This is a genomic window from Methylorubrum aminovorans (assembly GCF_022179725.1).
GTDB classification, from domain to species: Bacteria; Pseudomonadota; Alphaproteobacteria; order Rhizobiales; family Beijerinckiaceae; genus Methylobacterium; species Methylobacterium aminovorans.
The window spans coordinates 147,818-172,913 of sequence record NZ_BPRC01000003.1; the positions used below are offsets into that span (position 1 = coordinate 147,818).

A 25,096-nucleotide genomic window follows, 5' to 3' on the forward strand; every position below is an offset into this window, starting at 1 on the left:
GATCGATAATAAAAAGCGTTTTGATCTGCCGCAATCGAAATGCGCGTGAATTACGAGGGCATCGCGCCTCCATGGCGCCGCAGGCGGGGCCGCTGAGGCGTTGGTTGTACCGCTTCGAGGCGATTGTCCGGCACACTGACGTTCAGAGGCTGCGAATCGACGGCGGGCGGCGACGCCTCCTCGGCCTGCGTGATCGCTGCGAGTTCCGAAGTATCCGCGCCAACCGGAGCCGCAGGATCTTCCTCGGATGCCGTCGCGGCCTCATCCGTCGCGGCTTCCGGTTCCTCCACCTCCTTGGTGGGAATGCCGTCGATGACGCGCTTCAGCATCGCCTTCACGTCGTCGGTCGGCAGAAGCGGACCCATGCCCGGCACGCCGCCCGGCGTGTTCCAATCGTAGGCGTATTCCCTTGCCTCGCTGACGAAATCCCGGATCGCCGGGTCGAGCGACCACATCCGCCGAAGGGCCGCGTTGCGCAGGGCCGTCGGAACACCGGCCTGGAGAAAGGCGGTGAGGTCGGTCTCCGGCGTCAGGTCGTCGAGCGAGGGGAGGCTTGCCAGGAGATCGTCGGGCGCGCTCGCGGGCTCGCTGCCGGCGTCGGCTTCGGCCACCATCGGGGGCGCGGTCTCGTCCGACAGCGCGGCAGCAAGAGCCTCGCCGGTCGCGGCCGTATCCGCCGCGACCGGCAGTTCCGATAGCTCGGCGGCGCGCACGGCCTCCTTGCGACGGGCCCAGCGGGAGAGGAAGGTCCCGCTCATTCCGGCTTCCCCTGTGTGCCGGGCACGCGGCGGGCCAGGGCCTCGGGATCGGCGCGGTCGCGCTTGCGCTTCTCGAACTTCCGCTCGATGTGGAACGCCTCGAAGAAGGCGAGGAGCTTCGCCTGCACTTCGGGCGGCATCGGTACCGCCTCGACGATCTCGCCGATTCCCTCGGCCATCGACTCGCCCTCGTAGGGGTCGGCGGTGACGCTTGCGACCTCGTAGGTGTCGTCCGCCGTGGCATGCAGCGTGACCCAAAGGGAGGGACGACCGGAGACGAGGTTGTCGCGGTAATGCGCCGTCTCGGCGATGTGCAGGGAGACTTCGTGGGCGCCGGCGTAGAAGGTCGCCTCGTCCTCGGTTTCCGAGAGCTTGGTCCAGGGCGCAGCCTGGGGCGCGGCCGGCAGGGCCGCGACCGGCAGCCAGGCATGGCTCGCCCACGGTCCCTTCAGGCGACGGCGCGCCACGATGATGCCGACCTCGAAGCGGTCGTCCGGCAGGCTCTGTCTTGTGGTGTCCGGTGTCATGGTGAGCCTCACGCGGCGGCCCGGTCGGAGGCCAGAGGCAATCCGACGATAAGGTTCTGGGGCTTGAGCTGCACGGTCTTGTCGGGGGACATGGCAAGCAGGAGGTAGACCGGCCGCTCGCCGACCCGTGGATCGACCTGGGCCGGATCGGCGAAGGTGAGGCTGAAGACGGCAATCACCCGCTCGCGGGTGGCCTCGTCCAGCGCCTCGCCGCGCCACAGCGCGTTGCCGACCCGCGTGCCCTCGGCGTCGAGGCCGACGAACCAGCGCCAGTCGGGATCCTCCAACTGGGCCAGCGGCGCGACCGCAACCTCGGCGTTGAGCAGGTGGCGCACGAAGGCCTCGATCGCCCGCGCCAGTCCCTCCCGGCTCGGGGCGCTGGAGCCGAGATTGAGCGCCATGGTGAAGGCGTCCGACCGGCTCCAATAGGTCCAGGCATTCTCCTCGTTGAGCACGTCGAGTTCGCTCGCCGCCTCCTTGCCGAGCATCGACACGAGCGGCGAGAGCGGCGCACCCCCCTCTCGCGCCTCGATCACCTCGGCATCGGCGAGCAGCACCGCGCCCTCGTGCAGGCTCACCCGCTGCGGGCGGAAGAACAGCTCGGCGGCGCGCAGCACGAACGGGTCCTCACAGCCATCGAGCGCGTTGCGCAGGATCAGGTGGACGAGCTGGGTCAGGAACAGACCCGGCACGCCCTGCAAGCCGCCGCGCACCAGCGCGAGATAGGCCGCCTCGACCGAACGGGCCGTGAGAAGCCGCTCGCGGAAGGCGAGCATCACCTCCCAGTTCTCCCGCGCATCCGCGTCCGCGATGTCCTTTATCTCATTGCCCGCGACGGTCCGGCGCGGATCGGCGAGCAGGCTCGCATGCAGGGCCCGCTCCGCCGCGCAGGCCTCCTCCGGCGGCACCAGTTCAGGGCGCGCCAGATAGGCGAGGATCAGCTCGTCGGTGACGGCGAGCCCGCCGCCCTCGGTGCGTTGCGTCAGGTGGTGGCCGCTCGATACCCAGAACTCGGTCATGCTCTCTCAGCCCCCGCGAAGGCGCCGTTCAGAAGTCCGACGAGGTCGGCCTGTTCCTCAGGTCCGTCCTCGTCGGTTTCGACGAAGTGGAAAGCGCGCCCGTGTAGCGGGTCGGCGCCGGCGGCGCGCTGGTGGAGGGTGCGGAACTCCTCCCGGATCTCGCCGTCGCGCTCGCTGCGATGCATGGCGACGACGCTGCCGACGGGCAGGTTGCAGAGGGAGGCCGCGACCTCGATTTCCTCGCGCGCGGCGGCACGGGCGGCCTCGCGATCCGGCGCGCCGAAGCGCTCGTGGATGTGGCGGGCCAGCACCTCGACCGCGGCCTCGCGCTCCGCCTCGCTCGCTTCGCTGACGACGACCAGGGTGGAGAAACCGAGGGAGTCGATGCCGATAAAGCCGGAGCGGAACGCCGCCCGCTCCTTGCCGGCCAGGGTGGCAAGGTCGGTATCGAAGAACAGGAACGAGCCGGTCACCGCCCACTCGCCGGGCTCTGCGGCGCGGGCGAAGACGAAGGTGTCGGAGGGGTCGAGCCGCAGGGTGCGCGGCAGCCTGCCCGCACTCACAGCCGCACCGTGCCGGTGGCCGGATCGTGCCAGGACGGCGTGACCAGAGTCGGCAGCAGCGGCAGGGTCTCGACGCGGTCGTCGGCGTGGACGAGCCGGGCATCCCCGCCCGGTTCGATCGTCGCCCGCGCTCCCGGCGGCAGCGCGAGGCGGGCGAGGTAGCGCCCGGTCGAGCGTGCGGCCCCGTCCTCGCTCCAGATTTCGAACGCCTTGGTGAGGTGGCGGGCAAAGCTCTCCACGAGCGGCTCGCGCAGATCCTGGGCAAAACCCTCTTCCTCGAGCGAGGTGGAGTCGGGCGTGAGGCCAGGATCGCCCGCATCCCGCTTCGAGGCGATCAGCATCGCCGAGAACACGAGCCAATCCGGCGTATCGGCCTCGCCGCAACCCTCCGGCCAGCGCAGGGCCCCGCCGCCGAGGCGGGCGCCGTTAAAGGTCAGGGTGTCGGGCCACAGGAACGTCACCGGGATCTCCGGCGGCCCGAAGGTGCCGACCGCGTCGGCCAGAGCCTGCATGCCGACGAAGAAGGCCCGCCGAGCCGTGGCAAGCGGCTCGTTCGGTGCCAGCACCACGGCGAGCGCGATCACGTCGTCGCGCTCCTCCATGAGGAGGGTGCCGGCGTCCGCCGCGCCCGTGTCTGCCAGTCGGCAGGCCTGTTCGGCCGCGCCGGGCGAGCCGGCCGCGACGAGCCCGGTGAAGGCCGGCGGCAGAACGAGGGGAGCGGGGCGCAAGCCCGCCGATCCGGTGTCGAGCTGGATGGTCATGAGCCGTGTCGGGCGCGGGCGCCTGCGCCCGCATGTCCGTTCGTCGTTTTAGAATGATGCGAGTATATGGAAGCCGGGCCCCCGCGCGAAGGGCCCTCCCGCTCTCCCAATCGTCTCAGGTTCAATCGTGTCCGATCGTCTCGTGTTCGCCTGTTCCTGCGAGAAGACGATGCCGCTCGATGTCGCGGCCCTCGAAAAGGGCTGCGGCGGCCGGGTGCGCACCGCCGACCAGCTCTGCGGCCGCGAACTCGATCGCTACCGCGAAGCCCTCGCGACCGGTGTGCCGATCACTGTCTCCTGCACGCTGCAGGCGCCGCTCTTCGAGGAGGTCGCGGCCGAGCTGGAGGCGGAGGAGCGCGTCACCTTCGCCAAGATCCGCGAGACGGCCGGCTGGTCGTCGCAGGCCGACAAGTCAGGGCCGAAGATGGCCGCACTGCTCGCTGCCGCGGCCGAGGCGGTCCCCGTGGCCGGCACGGTGCCGCTGGAGAGCCGGGGCGTCGCCCTGATCTACGGGCGCGACGAGGCCGCGATCGAGGCCGGGCGGCGTCTGGCCGAGCATCTCGACGTCACCGTGCTGCTGAGCCGCCCGGGCGAGGTCGCGCCGCTCCACCGCAACGAGTTCCCGGTGATCCGCGGCACGGTGCGCGGCGCCACCGGTCACCTCGGCGCGTTCGAGCTTCGCATCGACGACTATGCCCTGCCGGCGCCATCGTCGCGCACGCATCTCGTGTTCGGCGCGGGGCGTGACGGGGCGGTCTCGTCCTGCGACCTGATCCTCGATCTGACCGGCGGCACGCCGCTCTTCCCCGCGCACGAGCTGCGCAGCGGTTATCTGCGCGCCGACCCGCGCGATCCGGCGGCGGTCGAGCGCGCGGTAATGACGGCCTCCCACCTCGTGGGCGAGTTCGACAAAACGCGCTTCATCGATTTCCGCAGCGAACTCTGCGCCCATTCCCGCTCACGCATCACCGGCTGCACCCGCTGCCTCGATGTCTGCCCGACCGGGGCGATCACGCCGGCCGGCGACACGGTGGCGATCGATCCCTACGTCTGCGCCGGCTGCGGAAGCTGCGCCGCGGTCTGTCCCACGGGCGCGGCGAACTACGCCCTGCCGCCCGCCGACGCGCTGATGCGCCGCCTGCGTTCTCTGATGCGCGCCTACCGGGCGGCGGGCGGCGCGGATGCGGTGGTGCTGTTCCACGACGGCGACCACGGCGAACCGCTGATCGACGCGCTGGGCCGCTACGGCGAGGGTCTGCCGGCGCATGTCCTGCCGGTGCGGGTCAACGAGGTGACGCAGTTCGGCCCCGAAGTTTTGGCCGCGCTATTTGCTTACGGCGCGGCCGGAGCGCGGGTGCTCGTGCGCGAACGCCCGAAGCACGACGTCGACAGCTTGCACCGCACCGTGGCGCTCAGCCGGACGCTCGCCGAGGCCCTCGGCTACGGCGCCGGCACGGAGGCGCCGACGGTGGCCCTGATCGAGACCGACGACCCCGACGCGCTCGGCGCGGCGCTCCGGTCGGCGACGCCCGGACGCGCCGCGACGGCGCCGGCCGGCTTCGTGCCCGTCGGCGGCAAGCGCGAGATGCTGCGCCTCGCCTTCCGCGAGATGCACGCCGCTTCGCCCACGCCGGTGGCCGCCGTGCCTCTGGCCGCCGGGGCGCCGTTCGGTGGACTGAACTTCCGCACTGAGGATTGCACCCTCTGCCTCTCCTGCGTCGGCGCCTGCCCGACCCACGCCCTGTCCGACAGCGCCGAGCGGCCGCTGCTCGCCTTCGAGGAGAGCCTGTGCGTGCAGTGCGGCCTGTGCGCGGCGACCTGCCCGGAGGACGTCATCAGCCTGAAGCCGCAGATCGATTTCGAGGCCTGGAGCCAGCCGCGCCGGATCGTGAAGGAGGAGGAGCCGTTCTGCTGCATCACCTGCACCAAGCCGTTCGGCACCCGCTCCACCATCGAGCGGGTAATCGGCAAGCTGCAGGAGCGGCATTGGATGTTCTCCGGCGAGGCCGGTGAGCAGCGCATCCGCTCGCTGATGATGTGTGATGATTGCCGCGTCGAGGCGGCACTCAACCAGGGTTTCGATCCGCACGCCGCCCCCCCGGCCAAGCCGCGCACCACCGAGGATTACCTGCGCGAGCGGGAGGCGGCGCAACGGCTGCAGAGCTGACCACAAAAAACGACCCGCCGTCTCGTTGAGGGCAGGTCGGGTCAGGGGTCGTTTGTCGCAGGAGAACAGTTCGACAAACCCCGGAGCGGTGCCCGGTTCCGCGAGGTGTGCCGGAACACCGGGGAGAATCGCTGGAAAATGTAACTGGCGGCCGCCAGCTTCACCGCATCGGTCGCCGTGGTATAGGGCGGCCCCCATCCGCCATTCCCGAGCCCCGATGTCACCGATCGTCTCGATCGCGAACCTGTCGAAGGTCTACGCGTCGGGGTTGCACGCTCTGCGCGACGTCAACCTCGATATCGCCAAGGGTGAGATCTTCGCGTTGCTGGGGCCGAACGGTGCCGGCAAGTCGACCCTCATCAACATCGTCTGTGGCATCGTCACGCCGGGTAGCGGCCAGATCCGCGTCGGCGGCCACGACATCCTCAGCGACTACCGTGCCGCGCGCCGGATGATCGGTCTCGTGCCGCAGGAACTCACCACCGACGCCTTCGAGAAGGTGTGGGACACGGTGAGCTTCAGCCGCGGCCTGTTCGGGCTCGCCAGGGACCCAGCCCATATCGAGCGGGTTCTGAGGGACCTCTCCCTCTACGACAAGCGCGAGAGCCGCATCATGCAGCTCTCCGGAGGCATGAAGCGTCGGGTGTTGATCGCCAAGGCGCTCGCCCACGAGCCGCAGGTGCTGTTCCTCGACGAGCCGACCGCGGGCGTCGATGTCGAACTGCGCCAGGACATGTGGCGCCTCGTGCGCCGCCTGCGCGAGCAGGGCGTCACGGTGATCCTCACCACCCACTATATCGAGGAAGCCGAGGAGATGGCCGACCGGGTGGGCGTGATCCGCAAGGGCGAGATCATCCTCGTCGAGGACAAGGTCGAGCTGATGCGCAAGCTCGGCAAGAAGCAGCTCATCCTGCACCTGCGCGAGCCGGTCGCGGCGTTGCCGGAGAACCTCGCGCGTCACGATCTCCACCTCGGCGAGGGCGGGCGCACGCTCGTCTACACCTACGACACGCGGCGCGAGCGCACCGGCATCACCGGCCTGCTCGGCGAGCTGGCCGATGCCGGCATCGCCTTCACCGATCTCGATACCAGCCAGAGTTCGCTCGAAGACATCTTCGTCGATCTCGTCCGCGAGCGCGCATGAAGGCCGTGTCCATGCTGAACGTCCCGGCGATCCGTGCCATCTACCGCTTCGAGATGGCCCGGTTCTGGCGCACGGCCCTGCAGAGCATCGTCGCGCCGGTGATCTCCACCTCGCTCTACTTCGTGGTGTTCGGCGCCGCGATCGGCTCGCGCATGCAGACGGTGGACGGCGTGCCCTACGGCGCCTTCATCGTGCCGGGGCTGATGATGCTCTCGCTGCTGACGCAGAGTGTGTCGAATGCCTCGTTCGGCATCTACTTCCCACGCTTCGCCGGCACGATCTACGAGATCCTGTCGGCGCCGATCTCGCCCTTGGAGGTCGTGCTCGGCTTTGTCGGCGCGGCGGCGACGAAGGCGATCGTCATCGGCCTCACCATTCTCGCCACCGCCGCCCTGTTCGTGCCGTTGCACATCGAGCACCCGTTCTGGATGGTGTTCTTCCTGCTTTTGACGGCGATCACCTTCAGCCTGTTCGGCTTCGTCATCGGGCTGTGGGCGGACGGGTTCGAGAAGCTGCAACTGGTGCCGCTTCTCATCGTCACGCCGCTGACATTCCTCGGTGGGAGCTTCTACTCCATCGACATGCTGCCGCCGTTCTGGCGGGCGGTGAGCCTGTTCAACCCGGTCGTCTACCTCGTCAGCGGCTTCCGCTGGGCCTTCTTCGGCAAGGGCGATGTGGCGGTCGGGATCAGCATCGCCGCGACTCTAGCCTTCCTCGTGCTGTGCCTCGGGCTCGTGACATACATCTTCCGCACGGGATACCGGCTGAAGAGCTGACCGCATTTCAGGAGGGCAGATGGCGCGGGATCCCTACATCGTCAGGCCCGAGACTCTACCGTCCGCCGTCCCGCCGGGACACGAGCCGCCCCGGCTGCTCCTCGACTTCGCCGATTGGCTCGAGGGGCGGCCCTGGGGCAGCCTCGGCTGCTTCCGCCTGCAGGGGACGCTGAGCGACGAGGCCCCGATCGTCGACGGCAGCGCCCTGCGCCGGGAATTCTCGCTCTTCCTCTACCTGCCCGACGGTTCACTTGTCGGCTTCTGGCACCCGGACGGCGTGCCGACGCCGTCGAGCCCGGTCGTCGGTCTGGGCTCGGAGGGCGACGCGGCCGTGCTCGCGAGCTCACTCGAAGGCTTCCTGGCCAAGCTCGCCCGCGACGCGTTCTCGGATTCCGCCTGGAGCGATCTCGCCGCCGCCGAGGAAGACGAGGAAGACGACGAGGAGGAAGACGAAGGCAACCCGACGCGAGCGGCGGATGACGATGCGCGCGACGCTCTCGCGGAATGGCTCGCGGGCCGGGTCGGGTCCGAGCGCCTGGACGCGCTGGCCGGCGAGGTCTGCGATTCGACGGCGTTCGCTGCCAGGATGGATGCCTGGATGCACGAGCGTGAGGCCTACTGGGCCGAGCATTCGATCCTGACCGAGATCGGGCGCGCCTTGGCCGCCCACCGCCCGCCCGGCAAGACGCCCTGGGACAGGACGCAGCTCAGGGCCGCCATCGTCGGGACGCTGTGCGAGGTGCAGGTCTACCGCGCCGGGCCGCAGCCGGTTCCGGAGATTGCCGAGGTGGAGCCGCTGCTGCGTGCCCTGCGGGACGAGCAGCACCGAACCGATCCCGATCTCGGCCTCTGGTTCGAGGCGCATCTGGCGCTGGATGCCAAGGGCTGCATCCTGCCGCGCTTCGACTACCAGACCCGCCCGATCCTCGGCGGCGCCCCGGCACCCGTCGAGCAGGCAAGGTCGGACCTCTCGCGGGCACCGCGGCCGGCGCGATGGGTGCCGGACTGGCTCGCCGATTCACGTGCGTGAGCCCTCCCGCCGCTCGGTTCAGAGTGGCCGCACGGCATCGAGCGTCAATTGCCGCGCCGCCGCCCCGCATCCGAGCACGCGAAGCGCGACCGGTCGGCCGACCGTCAGGATCGTTTCGAGGGCGTGCTTGACGGAAGAGCTGGTGGCCGCATCGAGGTTGCGGTAGCCGTCCTCGATGTTGATGAAAGTCCGCTGGCCGGATTTCTCCTCGACGACGACGGCCTGGAGATAGAGGCCGTCGCGGCCGAACTCCCGCTTCACGACACGGCCTGTCATCTTGGCCGGGAGGCAGCCTTCGTCCGTGGACAGGTTGCTCAGGCCGACGACCTTGCCCGCGGCATGGCTGAGTTTGGGTGCTGCCAGGGCGACGCCTCCAAGCACAAGCAGCAGGATCGCGACGGCGATCAGGACGGTAGCGAAGGCATCCGCCACGACCGAGCGGAGAACGCCGTCTGCGGCGCTGTGTGACGTTTGACCCGGCATGGCACAATCCCGAAGCGTGCCAGCACCTTATGAGCGAGGCGAAGGTCGGGGCAGTCCGCCAAACGATCTACCACCGATAGGTCATATGGATCGACGAGTGATGAGGCCATGGCCGTCGCGCGAAGCTGCTTGAGCGGAGCGAAAGCCTGAGTCCGCGCAGGCGCGTACCGGCGACCGAGGCCAGCAGAAACCCAGATCATCGCCCGCAGGCGATGATCCGGCGGCTACGGCCGCTGTGCGAGGAACTCCAGCACGCCCGTGCGATGCAGCCGGTCGCCGACGGCCGTCGAATGGTCGCGGTTCGGCAGTTCCAGTGCGCGGGCGTTCGGCATCAGCTTCGCCAGTTCCGGCCCGGAGCCTGCCACGGTGTCGAGGGTGCCGACCGTGACCAGGGTCGGGGTGTCGATCGCCGAGAGTTCGGCCCGCGAAAGGGTCTGGCGCGAGCAGCGGATGCAGGCGGCAAGCGCCCGCAGGTCGCTCTTGGTCTGCTCCGCGAACGTGCGGAAGGTCGCCGCGGTCGGGTTCGGCGCCGGCGTGCCGGGGGGCGCTTCCAGCGCCTCGGCGATGCCCTGCGGCAGCCCGTGCCCGTCCACCAGATGGAAGCCCATGCCGCCGAGCAGCAGCGAGCGGACCTCGCCGGGATAATCGAGCGCCATGTGCGCGCCGATGCGCGCGCCCATGGAATAGCCCATCACGTCCGCCCGCTCGATGCCGAGATGGCGTAGCAGCCGCACCGCGTCGCCCGCCATCTGGTCGGAGGTATAGGCGGTGGGTTCGTAGAGCTTCTCGCTTTGGCCGTGGCCGCGGTTGTCGTGGGCCACGACCCGGTAGCCCGCTTCGGTGAGATACCGGACCCAGAGCGTGTTGACCCAGTTCACCGCATGATTCGAGGCGAATCCGTGAATCAGCAGGATCGGGTCGCCGCCGCCGGGCGCCCCGTCCTTGGCCGGCACGTCGATATAGGCGATCTGCACGCCGTCGGAATCGAAGCTCTGCATCGGCGTGTCTTCGGGCGCCGCGGCGCCGATGTCAAAGGCCGCGCGAAGACTTCATGCGACATCCCGCAGAATTTGGCGCCGTGCCTCTCAGTCTCACCCGACACCGCCCGACTTGCTGCGGCCACAACGGGCTGGCATCACCTCGGCACGATGACCGATTCCTCGCCCTACGGCACCTACGCCCCCACCGGCCTCGTCGCGCGGATCGCGGAGCGCACCCAGCGGCTCCCCGAGCAGTCCTGGCGCGCCCGCCGCCTGGCGATGTTCCTGCGGCGCCTCGCGATCTCGATGCTGCGCGGGCGCCCGCTCGACGTCGAGCGCTACGGTGCGCGGATGCGGCTGCACCCCTACAACAACAACTGCGAGAAGAAGGTGCTCTTCACCCCGCAGTTCTTCGACCCGCAGGAGCGCGCGCTGCTGAAGCAGCGCCTGAGCGACGATGCGGTGTTCCTCGACATCGGCGCCAATATCGGCGCCTACGCGCTGTTCGTGGCAGCCTTCACGGGGCCGCGTGCCCGCATCCTCGCGGTGGAGCCGCAGCCCGACGTGTTCGACCGGCTGACCTTCAACATCGGCCAGAACCCGTTCGGTACGGTCAAGGCCATCGCCTGCGCGGTCGCAGACAAGGGCGGCGAGCTGACCCTGTTCATCGATCCGCGCAACCGCGGCGAATCGAGCGTGAAGATCGTCGGCACCCACAAGAACGCGACCGTGCGCGTGCCGGCTGTCACGCTGGTGGATCTCTGCCGCTCGGAGCGGATCGAGCGCATCGACGCGATCAAGCTCGATGTCGAGGGCGCTGAGGATCTGATCCTGGAGCCGTTCCTGCGCGACGCACCGGACTCGCTGCTCCCGTCGCTGCTCGTCATCGAGAACGGCGCCGACCAGTGGCAGATCGACCTGCCGAGCCTGCTCCACAAATACGGCTACCGCCAGATCGCCCGCACGCGGCTGAACCTCATGTTCGAGCGGGCGGATTCTTCACGCCCGGCGTGAGGATCGGTACGGGCGCATCGATCGCGACCCCGTCGGGCCCGACCGCGCAGGTATAGGCGTAGGCCTCGACGCCCGCCGCCAGTGCCGCTCGAAGCGCGCGGTCGAAGGCTGGATCGATGTCGCGGGCGACGTCGAAGGCGTCTGCTCGCATCTGGATCACCACGATCAGCATCGCACGGCCGCCGGCGGCAACGACGCCGGCCAATTCCTCCATGTGGCGAGCCGAGCGGGCGGCCTTGCAGTCGGGAAACTCGGCGAGCCCCGCCCGCCGCATCAGGTGGCAGTTCTTCACCTCGACATGGCAGGGCGGCAGGCCGCCGCCACTCGCCAGGAAATCAACGCGGCTCGCCTTGCCGTAGGCGACCTCCGGCCGGAGTGTCTCGTAACCCGCCAGCGGCGCGAGCTTCCCCTCGCGAAACGCCTCCGCGACGAGGGCGTTCGGCCGGGCCGTGTTGATGCCGACCCATTGCGGGCCGCCGGGCAGCTCTGCCTCCACCAACTCCCACGAGAAGCCGAGCTTTCGCGAAGGATTGGTCGAGGGCGAGAGCAGCACGCGGAACCCTTCCGCGTTGAGCCCGAGCATCGCGCCGGGATTGGCACAATGCGCCGTCACCTGCGTGCCGTCGGCGAGCGTCACGTCGGCGAGGAAGCGCTTGTAGCGCCGCACCAGGCGCCCTTCGATCAGGGGAGTGGGGAAACGCATCGTAGCCGGGAAAAGCGGGTGGGGTTTTCGCTTTCGCGCATCCGCGCCCTAGCTTCCACCCGTTTCCCCGCCCCCGAGGCTCCATGTCCCAGAGTTCCGACCCCCAGACTTCACGCGCACAAGGTTCCGAGGTGACGGCCGCCGTCCTCATCATCGGCGACGAGATTCTCTCGGGACGCACCAAGGACAAGAACATCGGCACCATCGCCGACATGCTGACCGAGATCGGCGTGGACCTGCGCGAGGTGCGCATCGTGCCGGACGTGCAGGCGGAGATCGTGGCCGCGGTGAACGCCTTGCGGGCGCGCTACACCTATCTCTTTACTTCGGGCGGCATCGGCCCGACCCACGACGACATCACCGCCGACAGCGTGGCGGCGGCTTTCGGCGTCGGCATCGATATCGATCCGCGCGCCCGCGCCATGTTGCTGGAGCGGCACCGGCCCGAGGATCTCAACGAGGCCCGCCTGCGCATGGCCCGCATCCCCGACGGGGCCGACCTGATCGCCAACCCGGTCACGAAGGCACCGGGCTTTCGCATCGGCAACGTCTTCGTCATGGCCGGCGTGCCGCAGATCATGGCGGCGATGCTCGACGAGATCCGCCCGACGCTGACGGGCAACGCGCCGGTCATCTCCGAGACGATCGAGGCAGGCGCGATCCCCGAGGGCAACTTCGCCGGCGGCCTTTCTGAGATCGCTGCAGCGCATGGAAGCCTATCGATCGGTTCCTATCCCTCAATGACGCCGGACGGCTTTCGCAACCGCATCGTCGTGCGCGGTCGCGACGCTGACGCGGTCGCGGCGGCGCGGGCGGCGATCGAGAAATTGTTGGAGGAGCTCCGGGTCTAGGCATTTCCTTGCCGGTATCGCCATATATCTTCTGAAATAAATTTCCCTACGCCGGGAGCGGGCAAGCGCTGCCGTACGTTGGCCTTCGACGAGACGACCGCCGAGGGCTGCATGTCCTACGATCCCCGCAGACCCGGAGAAGACAAGTCGCAGAGGGCCCAGACCCGAGAGAGGGACGACGCCCAAGTCGAGAAGGCCCATCGCCCGGACGCGCTGATCCTGCACGAGATCATTCGGCGCGAGGGCGAGGAGGAGATGCGGCGCACCGCGCTGGCGCTCTCGCTCTCGGGGTTCTCTGCCGGGCTCACTATGGGATTTTCGCTGATCGTCCCCGGCGTCCTGAAGGGGCATCTGCCGCACGAGCCCTGGGCCGACCTCATCGTGAGCATGGGCTACTCGATTGGCTTCCTCATCGTCGTGCTCGGGCGCCAGCAGCTCTTCACCGAGAACACCGTCACGCCGATTTTGCCGCTTCTCACCGAACGCACCTCCGGCGCCTTCCTACGGGTGGTTCGGCTGTGGAGCATCGTGCTCGTAGCCAACATCGTCGCGACCATCGTCATCGCCTCGGTGCTGGCCCACACCGATGCGTTCAAGCCGGAGGTGCGTGAGGCCTTCGCCGAGATCAGTCGCCACACCATCGAGGACCCGTTCTGGACCACGGTGATCAAGGCGGTGTTCGCGGGCTGGCTGATCGCGCTGATGGTGTGGATCCTGCCGGCCACGGGCTCGGCGGCGCCCTTCATCATCATCCTGATGACGTGGCTCGTGTCGATGTGCGGGCTTGCCCACATCGTCGCCGGATCGGTCGATGCCTATTATCTCGTCGCCACCGGCGAGATCGATCTTGCCAAGTACGTCACCGGCTTCTTCGTGCCGACCCTGCTCGGCAACGTGGTCGGTGGCGTGACGCTGGTCTCGGTGCTCAATTTCGGACAGGTCGCGCCCGATATGGAGGGGCAGGATCGCGTCGGCGTCTGAGGGCCTGTTGTCCGTCTCAGGGCGATCCTCGCCAAGCCGCGGAGCCGATCTCCAGCCCGTGAGACCTGGGGAAACGCGATGAGGGTCCGATCCAGGCGATCAACCGGCAGTAACCACCGTTTCCACCAGGCGCGGACCTTCACTGGGGCGGCCGATCGCAGCGCGTCCCTACCGCAGCATGAACCGGTCGGCCTTCGGTGGTTCGCGTCCGGTCTCGCCGAGCGCGTCGAGGATTGCCGCGTCGGCGGCATGTAGCAGGGCGTCGAGCGGCAGGTCGTTGGCGTCGGTGCCGAACGGCTCCTCCAACTCGTCGCCGAGCGCGTCGAGGCCGAAGAAGGCGTAGGCCACGAGTGCGGCGATGATCGGCGTCGACCAGCCGAGCGAGCCGGCGAGCCCGAACGGAAGCAGCAGGCAGTAGAGCCAGGCGGTGCGGTAGAGCAGCAGCGTGTAGGCGAAGGGCAGCGGCGTGCCGTGGATGCGCTCGCAGGTGGCCTGGATCGCGGACAGGTTGACGATCTTGTGCTCGAGGCTGGCGAACAGGATGTCGCTCAAGGCACCGGCCTTCGTCGCCTCGGCGAGATCCCGCGTCAAACCGGCGAGCGCCGCATCGGCCCCGCTCGGCCGCCGTTCGAGCCCGGCGAGATCCTCCGGCGGCAGCCACGGCGCGAGCGCCTGTGCCTCGTCGAGGCCGCGTAGGCGGGCGTGGAGCGCGTGGGCGAAGCCGGCCGCCCGCCGTAAGGAACGGCGGCGCAGGGCCTCGTGTTCGAGCTCCGGCAGCAGGGCTGGCAGGAGCCGCGCGAGGCCGCGCATCTCGACGATCAGGCCGCCCCATGCCCGACGGGCCTCCCACCAGCGGTCGTAGCAGGCGCCGTTGCGGAAGCTCAGGAAGATCGAGAGCGCGAGGCCGACAAGGGTGAAGGGGCCGATGCCCGCGGTGACGGGAAACCATTCGGCGTGCCGCTGCTCGATCGCGACCACGAGGAAGGAGAGCGCGGCGATCACGATCACCTGCGGCGCGACCTTGGGCAGGATCGAGCCGCGCAGGGCGAACAGGATCGTCAGCAGGCCGGGGCGGGGACGGACGATCATGACGACGGCGTCAGCGGGCGCAGGTCTCGACCAACCGGCGCATGAAGGCCTCGCCGCGGGCGAGTTCGTCCAGGGTGATGAACTCGTCCGGCTGGTGCGCCTGATCGATCGAGCCGGGGCCGCACACCACCGTCGGGAGACCCGCGCGCTGGAAGCGCCCGGCCTCGGTGGCGTAGGGCACGGTGATCGTGGCATTGCGGCCGGCCAGCCGCAGGGTCAGCTGCTCGGCCTCCGAACCCGGATCGGGCGCGAGCCCCGGCACCGACACCTCCTCCACCGTCTCGATCTGCCCGTAATCGCCGTAGCGGTTGAGACGTTCCCGCGCGACCCGCTCGCAGGCTGCGGCGAACAGGGTGGGGATCTCGGCCATGTCGAGATCGGGCAGACCGCGGAACTCCCACAGGAAAGTGCAGAGCTTCGGCAGGATGTTGCGCGCGGTTCCGCCCTCGATCACGCCGACATGGACCGTGGTGTTCGGCGGGTCGAACCGGCCGGAGGCGTCTCCGCGGACGACCATGGCGTCGGCGATGCGGTTCAACTCGGCAATCAGGTCGGCAGCGGCCATCACCGCGTTGGCGCCGAGCCCCGGCTTGGCCGAATGCGCGGCGTGGCCGTGCACGGTGGTGTTGTAGGTCACAACGCTTTTATGCGCGTCGGCGACCTGCATCCCGGTCGGCTCGCCGACGATCACCGCACCCGGCCGGGGCAGGTCGGCGCCGAAGCGGGCGATGGTGTCGGTCACCCCCAGGCAGGTGGTCTCCTCGTCGTAGGAGAGCAGGATGTGAATCGGCCGTGTCAGCTCGGCTTCCAACGCCGCGGGCACCAGGGCTAGCGCCAGAGCGTCGAACCCCTTCATATCGACGGCGCCCCGGCCGTAGGCGCGGCCTTCGGCGACGCGCAAGGCGAATGGATCGGAGGTCCAGGTCTGTCCCGTCACCGGAACCACGTCGGTATGGCCGGAGAGCACGATGCCGCCGTCCCGCATCGGTCCGAGGGTGGCGAACAGGGCGGCCTTGTCGCCGGTCGCGTTCGGCACCCGGACATGGGGCACGCCCCAGCCGTCGAGATACCCGGCCACGAAATCGATCAGCGCGAGGTTCGATTTCGAACTCTCGGTGTCGAACGCGACGAGCCGCTCCAGAAGCTCCAGCGGCGAGAATCGGGTGCCGCGTGACGGCGCCGTCAATGGACGACGCGGCGCATGTGCGGCGAGTCCAGCGAGAAGGCCGGGATCTCCGCCTCGAAGCTCTCGCCGCCCATCGTCGACATCGTGTAGCTGCCGGCCATCAGGCCGTCAGGCGTGGTGAGCGGGCAGCCGCTGGTGTAGCTGAACGACTCGCCCGGCTCGAGTACCGGCTGCTTGCCGACGACGCCCGCCCCGCGCACCTCCTGACAGGCGCCGCGCCCGTCGATGATCCGCCAATGGCGCGAGCGGAGCTGGACCTGCTCGCTGCCATTGTTCACGATCTCGACCGTGTAGGCGAAGAAGTAGCGGCTCTCTCCCGGCGAGGACTCCTCCTCGACGAAGCGGGGCTCCACCGTCACCGTGATGCCGCGCGTCTCGGCCTTGTACATCGGGTGAAAGCATCTCCGTGGACGGCGCGCAGGCCGGATCGCGACATCTGCGACGCGCCGTGGTACGTGGCGCCAGAAACCTCGTCAATCACGGTATCCTACGGTGGGCGGAGGCCGGAGACCACGTGCCGAACGCGTCGCACCGAGGAGAATTCGAGGGAGCCGTGGCACGCGCGCGGGCTGATCGCCCGGCGAGCGCGGTGGGACCGGCACTCGGCACCGTTCTGACCCTCGCGCTCGCCCTCGTCTTCGCGTGGTGGGACCCGGCGCAGAACCGGTGGCCGGCGCTCGCGCTGGTGGTGGCGCTCGGCCTCGACGCTGCGGCGCGGATCGTGGCCCGGCTGGTTCGTCAGCGCACGGGCGTCGAGACCGAGTTCCGCGGCCTGCGCTTGCCGATGCTCGTGCTCGGCAACGCGATGGGGATCGGCGCTGCGGTGGTGGCCGTCGCGGCGGGGTTGCGCCCCGACCTGTTCCCGCTGCTCGCGAGCGCGCTGGCCGGCCTCGTCGCGATGGGGGCCTGCGCCCGGCTGGCGCTGGCGCGGATGGTGGTCGCGATCGAGGCGGCGGAGAAAGCGGCCGCCGAGGCCAAAAAAAGAGGCGAGGGGACGGGACGATGAGCGGAGACGTGCCGGCAGCATCCGGCATCCTGCCGGCGCAGGCCATCACGGCGCTGACGGAGGCCGGGGCGATCCGCCCGGCGACCGCCTACGCCGCCGACCAGATCCAGCCCGCGAGCCTCGACCTGCGGCTCGGCACGCGCGCCTACCGGGTGCGCACGAGCTTCCTGCCCGGCGGCGGGCGCACGGTGACGGCCTGCGTCGAGGCCTTCGCGCTGCACGAGATCGACCTGACCCAGGGCGCCGTGCTGGAGACGGGCTGCGTCTACATTGCCGAACTGCAGGAAGCGCTGGCGCTGCCTCGCGACCTCAGCGCCAGCGCCAACCCGAAGAGCTCGACCGGGCGCATCGACGTGTTCACCCGCGTCATCACCGATCGCGCCAGCGCCTTTGACCAGATCGAGGCGGGCTATGCCGGCCAACTCTACGCCGAGATTTCGCCGCGCACCTTCCCCGTTCGGGTTCGGACCGGCTCGCGCCTGTCGCAGATCCGCTTTCGCCAGGGTGACCCGCGCCTGCGGGAGGCCGAACTCGCCGCACTCCACGCCAGCGACCCGCTAATCGATGCGGCGACGCCCTCGCTCCAGGGCGGCGTGCCGGTCTCCGTTGATCTCTCGGGTTTCGCCGGGCTGATCGGCTACCGGGCCAAGCGCCATACCGGCCTGATCGACCTGGACCGCCCACGCGGCCATCGCACCCGCGACTTCTGGGAGCCGCTGCCGGCCGATGGCAGCCGCACGCTGATCCTCGATCCCGGCCAGTTCTACATTCTGGCGTCAAAAGAGGCGGTGCGGGTGCCGGCCGATCACGCGGCGGAGATGGTGCCGTTCGATCCCCTCGTCGGCGAGTTTCGCGTCCACTATGCCGGCTTCTTCGATCCCGGCTTCGGCCTGAGCGAGGCCGGCGGCGCCGGTGCCCGCGCCGTCTTGGAGGTGCGCTCCCGTGACGTGCCGTTCCTTCTGGAGGACGGTCAGATCGTCGGGCGCCTCGTCTACGAGCGCATGCTGGAGCGGCCCGCGACCCTCTACGGCGCAGGGTCCGGCTCGAATTATCAGGCGCAAGGGCTCAAGCTCTCGAAGCATTTCGCCAACGAGCCCGAACCGCTGCCGGCGGTCTGAGCCTGCTCCGGCGACGGCTCTGCCCGCGGGATTGAGCCACATCAAAGCCGATGGGGGGGCCACCCCTTAGCCCTGCGCCCGAGATGGGGCGGGACAGGCCGCCGCTGTGAACCGGGAGCGGCGCGGATGCGGGAGGAGTTGAAGGCACTCTACGGAGACGAGCGGCTTCCCCGCTACACGAGCTATCCGGCCAGCCCGCATTTCACCGAGGCGGTCGACGCGGCAACCTATGCCGAGTGGCTGCGAGCTCTCCCGGCGGATGCGACAGCCTCCCTCTATCTGCACGTGCCGTTCTGCCGCTCGATGTGCTGGTATTGCGGGTGCCATACGCACATCACCCGGCACGACGCACCGATTGCCGGTTATCTCGCGACGCTCCGGCGCGAGGTGGACTTGGTGGCAGGGCATCTCCACCATCGGCCGCTGGTGCGTCACCTCCATTTCGGCGGCGGCACACCCACTCTCATCGCGCCCGATGCGTTCCGCGCACTCGTCGCGTTTCTCCGTGATCGGTTCCCCTTCGCCGCCGATGCGGAGATCGCCGTCGAGATCGATCCGCGCACGCTCGCGCCCGCAATGACGCGCGCGCTCGGTGCGGCCGGCGTCACGCGGGCGAGCCTCGGCGTTCAGAGCTTCGACCCTGTGGTGCAGGAGGCCATCGGCCGCCGCCAGGACTTCTCCGTGACGGAAGCTGCCGTCACCGGGCTGAGAGCGGCCTGGATCCGCGGGATCAATCTCGACCTGATCTACGGCCTGCCGCATCAGAGCGTCGAATCCTGCATCGAGACGGTGCGTCAATGCCTGGCACTCCGGCCCGACCGTCTCGCGGTGTTCGGCTATGCCCACGTGCCCGGCTTCAAGAAGCATCAGCGCCGGATCGACGAAGCGATGCTGCCGAATGGGGCAGCCCGGCGGGCGCAGGCGGACGCGATCGCCGAGACGCTGACGCGGGCCGGCTACCGGAGGATCGGCCTCGATCACTATGCCCGTCCGGATGACCCTTTGACGATCGCCTGCGTCGAGGGCGAACTGCGCCGCAATTTCCAGGGCTACACCACGGATGCCAGCGACGCCCTGATCGGCTTCGGCGCTTCGGCGATCGGGCGGCTGCCCCAGGGCCACGTGCAGAACGACACGGTGCTTCGCAGCTACGCCGAACGCATCGACCGGGGCGACCTCGCCACGCTCAAGGGCTACGCGCTGACGCGGGACGACCGGCTAAGGGCGACGCTGATCGAGCGGATTATGTGCGATTTCGCCGTTGATGTCGGGCAGGTCTGCCGATCCCATGGCCAAGACCCCGACGTCCTGCTCGCCTCCCTTCCCCGGTTGCGCATTCTCGCGGATCACGGTGTGGTCAGGCTCGATGGCCACACGCTGAGCATTCCGGAGGATGCCAAGCCCTTCGTCCGCAATGTTGCGGCGCTCTTCGACGCGCATCTCGGGACATCCGCCGCCTTGCACAGCCGGGCCGCGTGATCAAGCCGATGGAGACGCCGGCCTGACCTGCCCGGAGATGTCGTGCCCTGAAACGCCTCACTGTCGCTCGCGAGGACGGGAGGAGGCGAGACCCGGGGGGATCAAACCGAAACGGCAGGCCTTCCGAGCTTCACGTTGCGGCCTTGTCCGGCCAGCCAAGCCCCTCAGCCCAGAGGAAGCGCTTCAGAGAAGGAACATAACGCTGGTTCATCGGACGCGGCGATTGTGCCTCAGCGACCCGACCGTCTGATGAACTGTGATTTCCCGGCCGCCTGTCCCGTCTCGGAGATCAGCACATCCAACGACCGACGGACGATCTCGATCGGCTCCACGCCCTTCTCGATCGCCTCACGCTCGACCTCGGCCCGTTCCGTCGGCCCCAAGCCTTCGAAGATCGCGCGGGCGACAGCCGGTGATGCGTCCTTGTGGAGCTCGCTCATCCAAGCCTCAAATTGGGAATCGGGATGCAAGGGAAGGCGCGATCAATCTCAACCCACCACGCCGCAAGCAAGCACCTTGTCGGTGCCGCGTTGATCGATTTGTGATGAAGAGAATAGGTGGCGGAGACGGAGGGACTATGTGTCCAAAATCCGCCTAAGTCATTGACCCGTTGAGCTTTCCTCCCTGGACCTCGGGATCAAGTGTGCCATGCCCCGGTGACACCCCTTAACCATTGCAGCACCGCACACGACGGTCAACGCTGAGGCGCCCGAGGTTGTGGATGGGTGGCATTCAGCTCTGCCGGTTCACTCGCGGACACGGCTCCCGAACGGAGGCTTTCGCGCAAGAGGGCCGACACCAAAGGTGACCCCATGGCCGCCTTTACCGAAAAGATGCAGTCCGGTTGGGCTTCGGCCCGTTACAATGAGGGGCCCGAGATAAGGGCAGCCAAGGTCGCACTCGCCAAGGTGCTGTTGTGCCCGCTCGATAGCAATCTGGTTCACAAGCTCCAGCATTGAAGACGATGCAAGGACGATAAGCCCCCGAGGCTCATCTCATCGGCTCTTGCGCCAGACTTTACTGGTTGGTGGCGACGCTGCCCGACATTCTGAAGGCGTAGCGCGTAGCATTATGCGCTACCCAGGATGAGCGATCCGGCAGGTGCCGCGTTGACGCTGATCCGACGCCGACAGCCAGAGGCACGCATGCCGCGCACCATCGCCCTTGAGGAGCACGTCCAGTTCCAGGCGCTCATCAAGCGGATCGGCCGGGAGCGGATCGAGGCGCAAGGCGTGCCGTCCGGCGGCACCGGCCGCGAGCGCGAGTTGCGGGACATCGGGGCCGAGCGTCTGGCTGCGATGGACGCGGCCGGCATCGACGTGCAGGTCCTGTCCTGCTCCCCGCCCGGCGCCGACCTCGTCGACGGCGAGGAGGGCGTCGCGCTCGCCCGCGACATGAATGATGCGCTCGCCAGTGCCGTGCGCGAGCACCCGAACCGCTTCGCTGCCTTCGCCCACCTGCCCATGCGGGAGCCGAAGGCCGCCGCGGACGAACTGGCGCGCGCGGTGAACGAGCTCGGCTTCCGCGGCGCGATGGTCAACGGCACGACGCGGGACCGCTTCCTGGACGACCCCGCCTTCGCGCCGATCCTGACGCGGGCCGAGGAGCTCGACCTCCCCATCTACCTGCACCCCAGCATGCCCCCAGCCGCGGTGCACCGGACCTACTACGACGGGCTGCCCGGCAAGGCGGGAGCCCTGCTCGCCAGCGCCGCGTTCGGCTGGCATGCCGAGACGGCCATCCACGTCCTGCGGCTGGCGATGGCAGGCACCTTCGAGCGCCACCCGCAGCTTAAGCTCATCATCGGCCATATGGGCGAGATGCTGCCGGTCATGCTCGCCCGCGTCGACGACTTGGCGCGCTCGGATATCGGGCTCGGCCGGTCGCTCGCCGACGTAATCCTCCGGCACGTCCACATCACCACGAGCGGCGTGTTCACCCAGCCGCCCTTCATGGCAGCGCTCATGACCTTCGGCGTCGAGCGCATCCTGTTCAGCGTCGACTATCCCTACAGCGAGAACACAAAGGGCCGCCGGTTCCTGGACGCGCTCGTCGCCTCGCCGGAGGACAAGGCCAAGATCGCGCACGGCAACGCGGAGCGGCTGCTGAAACTCGGCTGTTGAGCCCGGCGGCCTGCTCCGGGATGGTGGTCCTTGGTTTGCGCGGCTTGGCGGTCGCCGAGGGAGGCTCTCGGTCGCCGTGGCCCGCCCGCAGGCGATCCGACACGACCAGTCACGCCGCCCGGGACCGACGCGTCGCCCTAGCGCGCTCCAGCGAGGCAGCCTTGCGGCGTTCCTCCCGAAGCACCTCGATGGTCGGCTGCCACCAACCGCGCGCGGTCTCGGCCGGACCCGCTTCCCCCCGTGCGGACCAAGCCCGGACCAGCTCGTCATGCGTCGGCCTGCGCCGGGTCGCCCAGACCAGCGTCCCTGCCTCGGCCACGATACCCAAGTAGAAGCGTCCGGCGACCGCAGGGTCGACGACCTCGCCGGTGACCGCCTCGAACACCGTGCATCCCTGGTGGGTCTGCAGCACGCGCCCGAGCGGCGGCAGCGCGTCCTCGGGAACGGGGTAGCGGTTGCGGCGGCGCTCGGCGGCCTCGGCCCGCCTGTCCGCATGCTCGGGGGAGGCCCTGCGGCTCGCCTCGCGCTTACGCCGCTCCTCGGGCTCCGCCTGACGGGCGGCATCCTCGATGGCGGGCCAGCGTTGGCGCAGCTCCTCCAGCGACCGGAACGGCACGCGCCATGCCTTCGACTTCGGGTCCCACCTCGCCCAAGGCACCATCCGCAACTCGGCGACGACGGCGCGGGAATACGGCGTCCGGACCACCAAGTCGTCCGCGGCCACCAGGTAGGGGCTCGCGAGCGGCTCGAACGCGAAGGCGTCGCGACCGCGTTCGTCGGCATGGGCCAGGACGCCCGTCCACTCGCGGCCGGACCAGGCGTTCAGGCGCCGCTCCGCCGTGACGCCCGGCACGAACCAGGCGCCTAGGTCGTCGCGCCACCGCGCCCGAGGGAACGCCGCGCGGAACCGCTCCACGGTCATGCGGTCGTAGGGGAAGGCCGCTGTCGCTCCCGGCGGGCCGTCGCCGGCGTCCTGCTGCATCGCGCTGAACTGCACCGCCTCTCCGGCCACCGCTCGACCTCTGTCGTTCCTCGCGCCCGAGCTGTCGTCCCGGACGGATAGTGTGCAAGTTCGAGCATTGGAAAGCGGTTCCCGCACCGACAGCCGCTCGGCAGCCGGCCGTCCCGGAAGGGCGCCGAGCCGGGCATGCGGTTCGTGCCCGGTCTCCTCAGGCCCGACACCCGCGGCGACGCCTGAGACCACAGCCGCGAGGACCGGGCATCCAGGAGCCGGTCTCGCTGCTGCGGTCGGCATGCGCGAGGCGGTAGCGGCGAGCGCCGCAATCCTACGAAAACGGCAAACCCGTCGTTAGGCACGATGCGGTTGAGGGGCCTGTACGACGCCGGGCGAAAGAGCCTGTAAGGGCTTCGGTCGTTAGCAACCGAGCAACGACAACGCTTGGGAGTGCCCGCCGATGGCCCTGCCGCGCCCGCTCGCGCGACGCCTCCGCTCCGCCCGCACCTGGATCGCGCTCGGCGTGCTGGCCCCCGTCGGCATGCTCGTCGTGTCAGGGCTGATGCTGCTCGACTTACGCCAGGATGACTGGGACAAGGCCGAGCAGACCTCGAAGAACCTGCTCCAGGTCATCGAGCGCGACATCGCCCGCAACGTCGAGATCATCGACCTCTCGCTGCAGGCCGTCGTCGAGAACCTTCGCACGCCGGGCCTCGACGCGGTCCGCCCCGAGATGCGCCAGCTCGTGCTGTTCGACCGCGCCGGCACGGCCCGCGACGTGGGCGTCACACTCGTCCTCGACGAGCACGGCGAGATCGCGGCCGATTCCGGCGCTCTGCCGGCGCGCAAGGGCAACTACGCCGATCGGGAATACTTCCGCGTCCACCGGGAGCGGGCAGACCTCGGTCTCTACGTCGGCCGCCCGCTCGTCTCCCGCCTGACCGGCGAACGCATGCTCCCCTTCAGCCGCCGCATCGACAAGCCTGACGGCAGCTTTGGTGGGGTCGCGCTCGGCACCCTCAAACTCGTCTACTTCAGTCGGCTGTTCGACCAACTCGGCCTCGGGCGGGACGGCGCCATAAACCTCTACCTGCGCGACGGCACGCGCATTATGCGCCACCCCTACGAGGAGGCGGACATCGGCGTGAACATCGCCGGCGCACCGACCTTCCGGCGGTTCGTGGGCGCGCGTTCCGGCACCTTCGTCGGCACCTCAGTGCGCGACGGGGTCGAGCGGCACTACGCCTTCACCCAGGTCGGCGACCTGCCGCTGGTGCTCAACGTCGCCCTCTCGACCGCCGACATCGAGGCCGGCTGGCGCGCCAAGGCGTTTGTCATCGGCATGGTCGTGCTCCTGCTGTGCGGCCTGACCGTGTTCCTGTCGTTGTTGTACGGGCGCGACCTGCGCAGGCGTTCCGCGCTACAGGCCGAGCTCGCCCGGCTGTCGCGGACTGATGCCCTGACCGGGCTGGCCAACCGGCGCCAGTTCGAGGAGGAGTTCGAGCGCGCCCGGAAGGGCGCCGGGCGCACCGCCAGGCCGTTGTCGCTGCTCATCGTCGACGCCGACCACTTCAAGCGCTGCAACGACCGCTACGGCCACGCGGTCGGGGACGAGGTGCTGAAGGGCCTCGCCCGCTGTCTCAGGGCGAGCGTGCGCCGGCCCGACGACCTCGTCGCACGCATCGGCGGCGAGGAATTCGCGGTGTTGCTGCCGGAAACCGACGAGGACGGGGCGACGCGCGTCGCCCAGGCCATCCATCGCGCCGTGGCAAAGCTTGCGGTACCAGCGTCTGGCCTCGGCGTCGGCGCCGTCACGGTCAGCGTCGGCCTCGCTGTCGATGCTGCGGGCGAGCTGGGCGACCTTTATCGCCGTGCGGACGCGGCGCTCTACGAGGCCAAGGCTTCCGGGCGGAACAGGACGCAATGCGCGTCGGCCCCGGCGAACCGGACGCGGCGGCGAAGGGCAGCCGCTTAACCGTCCATGCAGGTGCCGGCGACCGGACGCCTCAGGGATGAGAGCCGTCGGGGTCGCATTCGGCAGCCAGGTCCAGCCGCACGGTGCAGAGCCGTGCGCCGCCCTCGTCGCGGACGTAGGCCACGAACGCCCGTCGCCCATCCGCGGGCGGCGCCTCCCGGCCAATGTCGGGCAGGGCCGCAATCGCCGCGTCGCGCGCGGCCTGCAGGTTCTCGTAGTCCTGGCCCTCCTCGTCCTTCAGCCACATCTCACCGTCCTGGAAGTCGAGGTAGTACCGGGGCATCGCGACGCAATGGCATAGAAAGTGGGAAGCGTACGAACCTAGAAATCCGTCGGGCGCCGATGGTTGCATGGGTTAACGCGCGTGTCGGGGAAGACCTGCCAAGCCCATGAAAATGGGCGGCCTTT

27 protein-coding genes are annotated in these 25,096 nt (G+C 69.2%); 13 read left to right on the top strand and 14 right to left on the bottom strand.

Annotation, left to right across the window (positions count from 1 at the left end; translation table 11 throughout):
- Nucleotides 1-50: 50 nt before the first annotated feature.
- From MFF24_RS07120 to MFF24_RS07140, 5 genes are read right to left on the bottom strand one after another with little or no spacing between them, the layout of a single operon-like run.
- Nucleotides 51-758 (bottom strand): DUF3306 domain-containing protein, encoded by a 708-nt coding sequence (locus MFF24_RS07120; protein ID WP_238223533.1) that lies wholly within the window; start codon nucleotides 756-758, stop codon nucleotides 51-53.
- Complete coding sequence (locus tag MFF24_RS07125; RefSeq protein WP_166058288.1) at nucleotides 755-1,285, bottom strand: DUF3305 domain-containing protein; 531 nt, start codon at nucleotides 1,283-1,285, stop codon at nucleotides 755-757. The genes MFF24_RS07120 and MFF24_RS07125 overlap by 4 nt, the downstream gene beginning before the upstream one ends.
- Before the next feature lie 8 nt (nucleotides 1,286-1,293).
- The gene (locus MFF24_RS07130) at nucleotides 1,294-2,304 is read right to left on the bottom strand and encodes a DUF6352 family protein (protein WP_238223535.1); all 1,011 of its coding nucleotides are present in this window, start codon (nucleotides 2,302-2,304) and stop codon (nucleotides 1,294-1,296) included.
- Nucleotides 2,301-2,867 carry a DUF6505 family protein gene (locus tag MFF24_RS07135; protein ID WP_238223537.1) on the bottom strand — a complete coding sequence of 189 codons (567 nt, stop codon included), beginning with the start codon at nucleotides 2,865-2,867 and terminating at the stop codon, nucleotides 2,301-2,303. The genes MFF24_RS07130 and MFF24_RS07135 overlap by 4 nt, the downstream gene beginning before the upstream one ends.
- Nucleotides 2,864-3,628, bottom strand: coding sequence for a biotin/lipoate--protein ligase family protein (locus MFF24_RS07140; RefSeq protein ID WP_238223539.1), 765 nt, complete (start codon nucleotides 3,626-3,628; stop codon nucleotides 2,864-2,866). Before MFF24_RS07140 ends, MFF24_RS07135 begins: the two co-directional genes overlap by 4 nt.
- A 169-nt stretch (nucleotides 3,629-3,797) precedes the next feature.
- Here MFF24_RS07140 and MFF24_RS07145 point away from each other — a divergent pair, with 169 nt between their 5' ends.
- The 4 genes from MFF24_RS07145 to MFF24_RS07160 all read left to right on the top strand — a co-directional run bounded on the left by MFF24_RS07145 (nucleotide 3,798) and on the right by MFF24_RS07160 (nucleotide 8,745).
- Nucleotides 3,798-5,795 carry a 4Fe-4S binding protein gene (locus MFF24_RS07145; RefSeq protein WP_238223739.1) on the top strand — a complete coding sequence of 666 codons (1,998 nt, stop codon included), beginning with the start codon at nucleotides 3,798-3,800 and terminating at the stop codon, nucleotides 5,793-5,795.
- Nucleotides 5,796-6,012: 217 nt separating this feature from the next.
- Nucleotides 6,013-6,939, top strand: a complete 927-nt coding sequence (locus MFF24_RS07150) for an ABC transporter ATP-binding protein (RefSeq protein WP_133090835.1) — start codon at nucleotides 6,013-6,015, stop codon at nucleotides 6,937-6,939.
- Entirely contained in the window at nucleotides 6,936-7,715 is a 780-nt protein-coding gene (locus MFF24_RS07155) for an ABC transporter permease (protein ID WP_133090836.1), read from the top strand. The genes MFF24_RS07150 and MFF24_RS07155 overlap by 4 nt, the downstream gene beginning before the upstream one ends.
- Before the next feature lie 19 nt (nucleotides 7,716-7,734).
- Complete coding sequence (locus tag MFF24_RS07160) at nucleotides 7,735-8,745, top strand: hypothetical protein (protein WP_238223540.1); 1,011 nt, start codon at nucleotides 7,735-7,737, stop codon at nucleotides 8,743-8,745.
- 18 nt (nucleotides 8,746-8,763) lie between these two features.
- Here MFF24_RS07160 and MFF24_RS07165 read toward each other — a convergent pair whose 3' ends face one another.
- Together MFF24_RS07165 and MFF24_RS07170 are read right to left on the bottom strand one after the other, a co-directional pair.
- On the bottom strand, nucleotides 8,764-9,228 hold the full coding sequence (locus tag MFF24_RS07165) for a hypothetical protein (RefSeq protein WP_238223541.1): 465 nt from the start codon (nucleotides 9,226-9,228) through the stop codon (nucleotides 8,764-8,766).
- Between the two features lie 224 nt (nucleotides 9,229-9,452).
- Nucleotides 9,453-10,226, bottom strand: coding sequence for an alpha/beta fold hydrolase (locus tag MFF24_RS07170; protein WP_238223542.1), 774 nt, complete (start codon nucleotides 10,224-10,226; stop codon nucleotides 9,453-9,455).
- A gap of 150 nt (nucleotides 10,227-10,376) precedes the next feature.
- Here MFF24_RS07170 and MFF24_RS07175 point away from each other — a divergent pair, with 150 nt between their 5' ends.
- Nucleotides 10,377-11,222, top strand: coding sequence for an FkbM family methyltransferase (locus MFF24_RS07175; RefSeq protein ID WP_238223544.1), 846 nt, complete (start codon nucleotides 10,377-10,379; stop codon nucleotides 11,220-11,222).
- On the opposite strand, the gene sfsA is transcribed toward MFF24_RS07175, so the two are convergent.
- A complete protein-coding gene (sfsA, locus tag MFF24_RS07180; protein WP_238223546.1) occupies nucleotides 11,185-11,925 on the bottom strand; it encodes a DNA/RNA nuclease SfsA in 741 nt (246 codons plus the stop codon). The two genes, MFF24_RS07175 and sfsA, sit on opposite strands and share 38 nt — an antisense overlap.
- Before the next feature lie 83 nt (nucleotides 11,926-12,008).
- On the opposite strand from sfsA, the gene MFF24_RS07185 reads away from it, so the two are divergent.
- Nucleotides 12,009-12,776 (top strand): competence/damage-inducible protein A, encoded by a 768-nt coding sequence (locus MFF24_RS07185; protein ID WP_238223548.1) that lies wholly within the window; start codon nucleotides 12,009-12,011, stop codon nucleotides 12,774-12,776.
- 111 nt (nucleotides 12,777-12,887) lie between these two features.
- Nucleotides 12,888-13,757 (top strand): formate/nitrite transporter family protein, encoded by an 870-nt coding sequence (locus MFF24_RS07190; RefSeq protein ID WP_238223550.1) that lies wholly within the window; start codon nucleotides 12,888-12,890, stop codon nucleotides 13,755-13,757.
- A gap of 168 nt (nucleotides 13,758-13,925) precedes the next feature.
- On the opposite strand, the gene MFF24_RS07195 is transcribed toward MFF24_RS07190, so the two are convergent.
- From MFF24_RS07195 to apaG, 3 genes are read right to left on the bottom strand one after another with little or no spacing between them, the layout of a single operon-like run.
- Nucleotides 13,926-14,846: a bestrophin family protein gene (locus tag MFF24_RS07195; RefSeq protein ID WP_238223552.1), complete on the bottom strand. Its 921-nt coding sequence runs from the start codon at nucleotides 14,844-14,846 to the stop codon at nucleotides 13,926-13,928.
- A gap of 10 nt (nucleotides 14,847-14,856) precedes the next feature.
- The gene (argE, locus tag MFF24_RS07200; RefSeq protein ID WP_238223553.1) at nucleotides 14,857-16,032 is read right to left on the bottom strand and encodes an acetylornithine deacetylase; all 1,176 of its coding nucleotides are present in this window, start codon (nucleotides 16,030-16,032) and stop codon (nucleotides 14,857-14,859) included.
- Nucleotides 16,029-16,421 (bottom strand): Co2+/Mg2+ efflux facilitator ApaG/CorD, encoded by a 393-nt coding sequence (gene apaG, locus MFF24_RS07205; protein ID WP_108938506.1) that lies wholly within the window; start codon nucleotides 16,419-16,421, stop codon nucleotides 16,029-16,031. Before apaG ends, argE begins: the two co-directional genes overlap by 4 nt.
- 164 nt (nucleotides 16,422-16,585) lie before the next feature.
- Here apaG and MFF24_RS07210 point away from each other — a divergent pair, with 164 nt between their 5' ends.
- The 3 genes from MFF24_RS07210 to hemN all read left to right on the top strand — a co-directional run bounded on the left by MFF24_RS07210 (nucleotide 16,586) and on the right by hemN (nucleotide 19,635).
- Nucleotides 16,586-17,038 (top strand): hypothetical protein, encoded by a 453-nt coding sequence (locus MFF24_RS07210; protein ID WP_238223554.1) that lies wholly within the window; start codon nucleotides 16,586-16,588, stop codon nucleotides 17,036-17,038.
- The gene (locus MFF24_RS07215) at nucleotides 17,035-18,156 is read left to right on the top strand and encodes a 2'-deoxycytidine 5'-triphosphate deaminase (protein ID WP_238223555.1); all 1,122 of its coding nucleotides are present in this window, start codon (nucleotides 17,035-17,037) and stop codon (nucleotides 18,154-18,156) included. The genes MFF24_RS07210 and MFF24_RS07215 overlap by 4 nt, the downstream gene beginning before the upstream one ends.
- A gap of 126 nt (nucleotides 18,157-18,282) precedes the next feature.
- A complete protein-coding gene (gene hemN / locus MFF24_RS07220; protein ID WP_238223556.1) occupies nucleotides 18,283-19,635 on the top strand; it encodes an oxygen-independent coproporphyrinogen III oxidase in 1,353 nt (450 codons plus the stop codon).
- A gap of 230 nt (nucleotides 19,636-19,865) precedes the next feature.
- On the opposite strand, the gene MFF24_RS07225 is transcribed toward hemN, so the two are convergent.
- A complete protein-coding gene (locus tag MFF24_RS07225; RefSeq protein ID WP_108938502.1) occupies nucleotides 19,866-20,075 on the bottom strand; it encodes a hypothetical protein in 210 nt (69 codons plus the stop codon).
- Between the two features lie 372 nt (nucleotides 20,076-20,447).
- Between MFF24_RS07225 and MFF24_RS07230 the strand changes: the two genes are divergently transcribed.
- Entirely contained in the window at nucleotides 20,448-20,594 is a 147-nt protein-coding gene (locus MFF24_RS07230; RefSeq protein ID WP_238223557.1) for a hypothetical protein, read from the top strand.
- Between the two features lie 186 nt (nucleotides 20,595-20,780).
- Nucleotides 20,781-21,758, top strand: coding sequence for an amidohydrolase family protein (locus tag MFF24_RS07235; RefSeq protein ID WP_238223558.1), 978 nt, complete (start codon nucleotides 20,781-20,783; stop codon nucleotides 21,756-21,758).
- Between the two features lie 109 nt (nucleotides 21,759-21,867).
- Here the strand turns inward: MFF24_RS07235 and MFF24_RS07240 are convergent, their stop codons facing one another.
- The gene (locus MFF24_RS07240) at nucleotides 21,868-22,770 is read right to left on the bottom strand and encodes a hypothetical protein (protein ID WP_425543219.1); all 903 of its coding nucleotides are present in this window, start codon (nucleotides 22,768-22,770) and stop codon (nucleotides 21,868-21,870) included.
- A 403-nt stretch (nucleotides 22,771-23,173) separates the two neighbouring features.
- Between MFF24_RS07240 and MFF24_RS07245 the strand changes: the two genes are divergently transcribed.
- A complete protein-coding gene (locus MFF24_RS07245; protein ID WP_238223559.1) occupies nucleotides 23,174-24,688 on the top strand; it encodes a sensor domain-containing diguanylate cyclase in 1,515 nt (504 codons plus the stop codon).
- Nucleotides 24,689-24,719: 31 nt separating this feature from the next.
- On the opposite strand, the gene MFF24_RS07250 is transcribed toward MFF24_RS07245, so the two are convergent.
- Entirely contained in the window at nucleotides 24,720-24,971 is a 252-nt protein-coding gene (locus tag MFF24_RS07250) for a DUF6894 family protein (protein WP_238223560.1), read from the bottom strand.
- Nucleotides 24,972-25,096 lie beyond the last annotated feature (125 nt).

Excerpts from the sequence above, each read along its gene's own strand:
- MFF24_RS07145 (WP_238223739.1), top strand. The coding sequence starts at position 3,798 with ATGCCGCTCGATGTCGCGGCCCTCGAAAAGGGCTGCGGCGGCCGGGTG.
- MFF24_RS07230 (WP_238223557.1), top strand. The coding sequence starts at position 20,448 with ATGGCCGCCTTTACCGAAAAGATGCAGTCCGGTTGGGCTTCGGCCCGT.
- MFF24_RS07160 (WP_238223540.1), top strand. The coding sequence starts at position 7,735 with ATGGCGCGGGATCCCTACATCGTCAGGCCCGAGACTCTACCGTCCGCC.
- MFF24_RS07140 (WP_238223539.1), bottom strand. The coding sequence starts at position 3,628 with ATGACCATCCAGCTCGACACCGGATCGGCGGGCTTGCGCCCCGCTCCC.
- apaG (WP_108938506.1), bottom strand. The coding sequence starts at position 16,421 with ATGTACAAGGCCGAGACGCGCGGCATCACGGTGACGGTGGAGCCCCGC.
- MFF24_RS07125 (WP_166058288.1), bottom strand. The coding sequence starts at position 1,285 with ATGACACCGGACACCACAAGACAGAGCCTGCCGGACGACCGCTTCGAG.
- MFF24_RS07150 (WP_133090835.1), top strand. The coding sequence starts at position 6,013 with ATGTCACCGATCGTCTCGATCGCGAACCTGTCGAAGGTCTACGCGTCG.
- MFF24_RS07175 (WP_238223544.1), top strand. The coding sequence starts at position 10,377 with ATGACCGATTCCTCGCCCTACGGCACCTACGCCCCCACCGGCCTCGTC.
- MFF24_RS07195 (WP_238223552.1), bottom strand. The coding sequence starts at position 14,846 with ATGATCGTCCGTCCCCGCCCCGGCCTGCTGACGATCCTGTTCGCCCTG.
- MFF24_RS07130 (WP_238223535.1), bottom strand. The coding sequence starts at position 2,304 with ATGACCGAGTTCTGGGTATCGAGCGGCCACCACCTGACGCAACGCACC.
- MFF24_RS07250 (WP_238223560.1), bottom strand. The coding sequence starts at position 24,971 with ATGCCCCGGTACTACCTCGACTTCCAGGACGGTGAGATGTGGCTGAAG.
- MFF24_RS07215 (WP_238223555.1), top strand. The coding sequence starts at position 17,035 with ATGAGCGGAGACGTGCCGGCAGCATCCGGCATCCTGCCGGCGCAGGCC.
- sfsA (WP_238223546.1), bottom strand. The coding sequence starts at position 11,925 with ATGCGTTTCCCCACTCCCCTGATCGAAGGGCGCCTGGTGCGGCGCTAC.
- MFF24_RS07235 (WP_238223558.1), top strand. The coding sequence starts at position 20,781 with ATGCCGCGCACCATCGCCCTTGAGGAGCACGTCCAGTTCCAGGCGCTC.
- MFF24_RS07155 (WP_133090836.1), top strand. The coding sequence starts at position 6,936 with ATGAAGGCCGTGTCCATGCTGAACGTCCCGGCGATCCGTGCCATCTAC.
- MFF24_RS07190 (WP_238223550.1), top strand. The coding sequence starts at position 12,888 with ATGTCCTACGATCCCCGCAGACCCGGAGAAGACAAGTCGCAGAGGGCC.
- MFF24_RS07185 (WP_238223548.1), top strand. The coding sequence starts at position 12,009 with ATGTCCCAGAGTTCCGACCCCCAGACTTCACGCGCACAAGGTTCCGAG.
- MFF24_RS07165 (WP_238223541.1), bottom strand. The coding sequence starts at position 9,228 with ATGCCGGGTCAAACGTCACACAGCGCCGCAGACGGCGTTCTCCGCTCG.
- MFF24_RS07120 (WP_238223533.1), bottom strand. The coding sequence starts at position 758 with ATGAGCGGGACCTTCCTCTCCCGCTGGGCCCGTCGCAAGGAGGCCGTG.
- MFF24_RS07245 (WP_238223559.1), top strand. The coding sequence starts at position 23,174 with ATGGCCCTGCCGCGCCCGCTCGCGCGACGCCTCCGCTCCGCCCGCACC.
- MFF24_RS07170 (WP_238223542.1), bottom strand. The coding sequence starts at position 10,226 with ATGCAGAGCTTCGATTCCGACGGCGTGCAGATCGCCTATATCGACGTG.
- hemN (WP_238223556.1), top strand. The coding sequence starts at position 18,283 with ATGCGGGAGGAGTTGAAGGCACTCTACGGAGACGAGCGGCTTCCCCGC.
- MFF24_RS07225 (WP_108938502.1), bottom strand. The coding sequence starts at position 20,075 with ATGAGCGAGCTCCACAAGGACGCATCACCGGCTGTCGCCCGCGCGATC.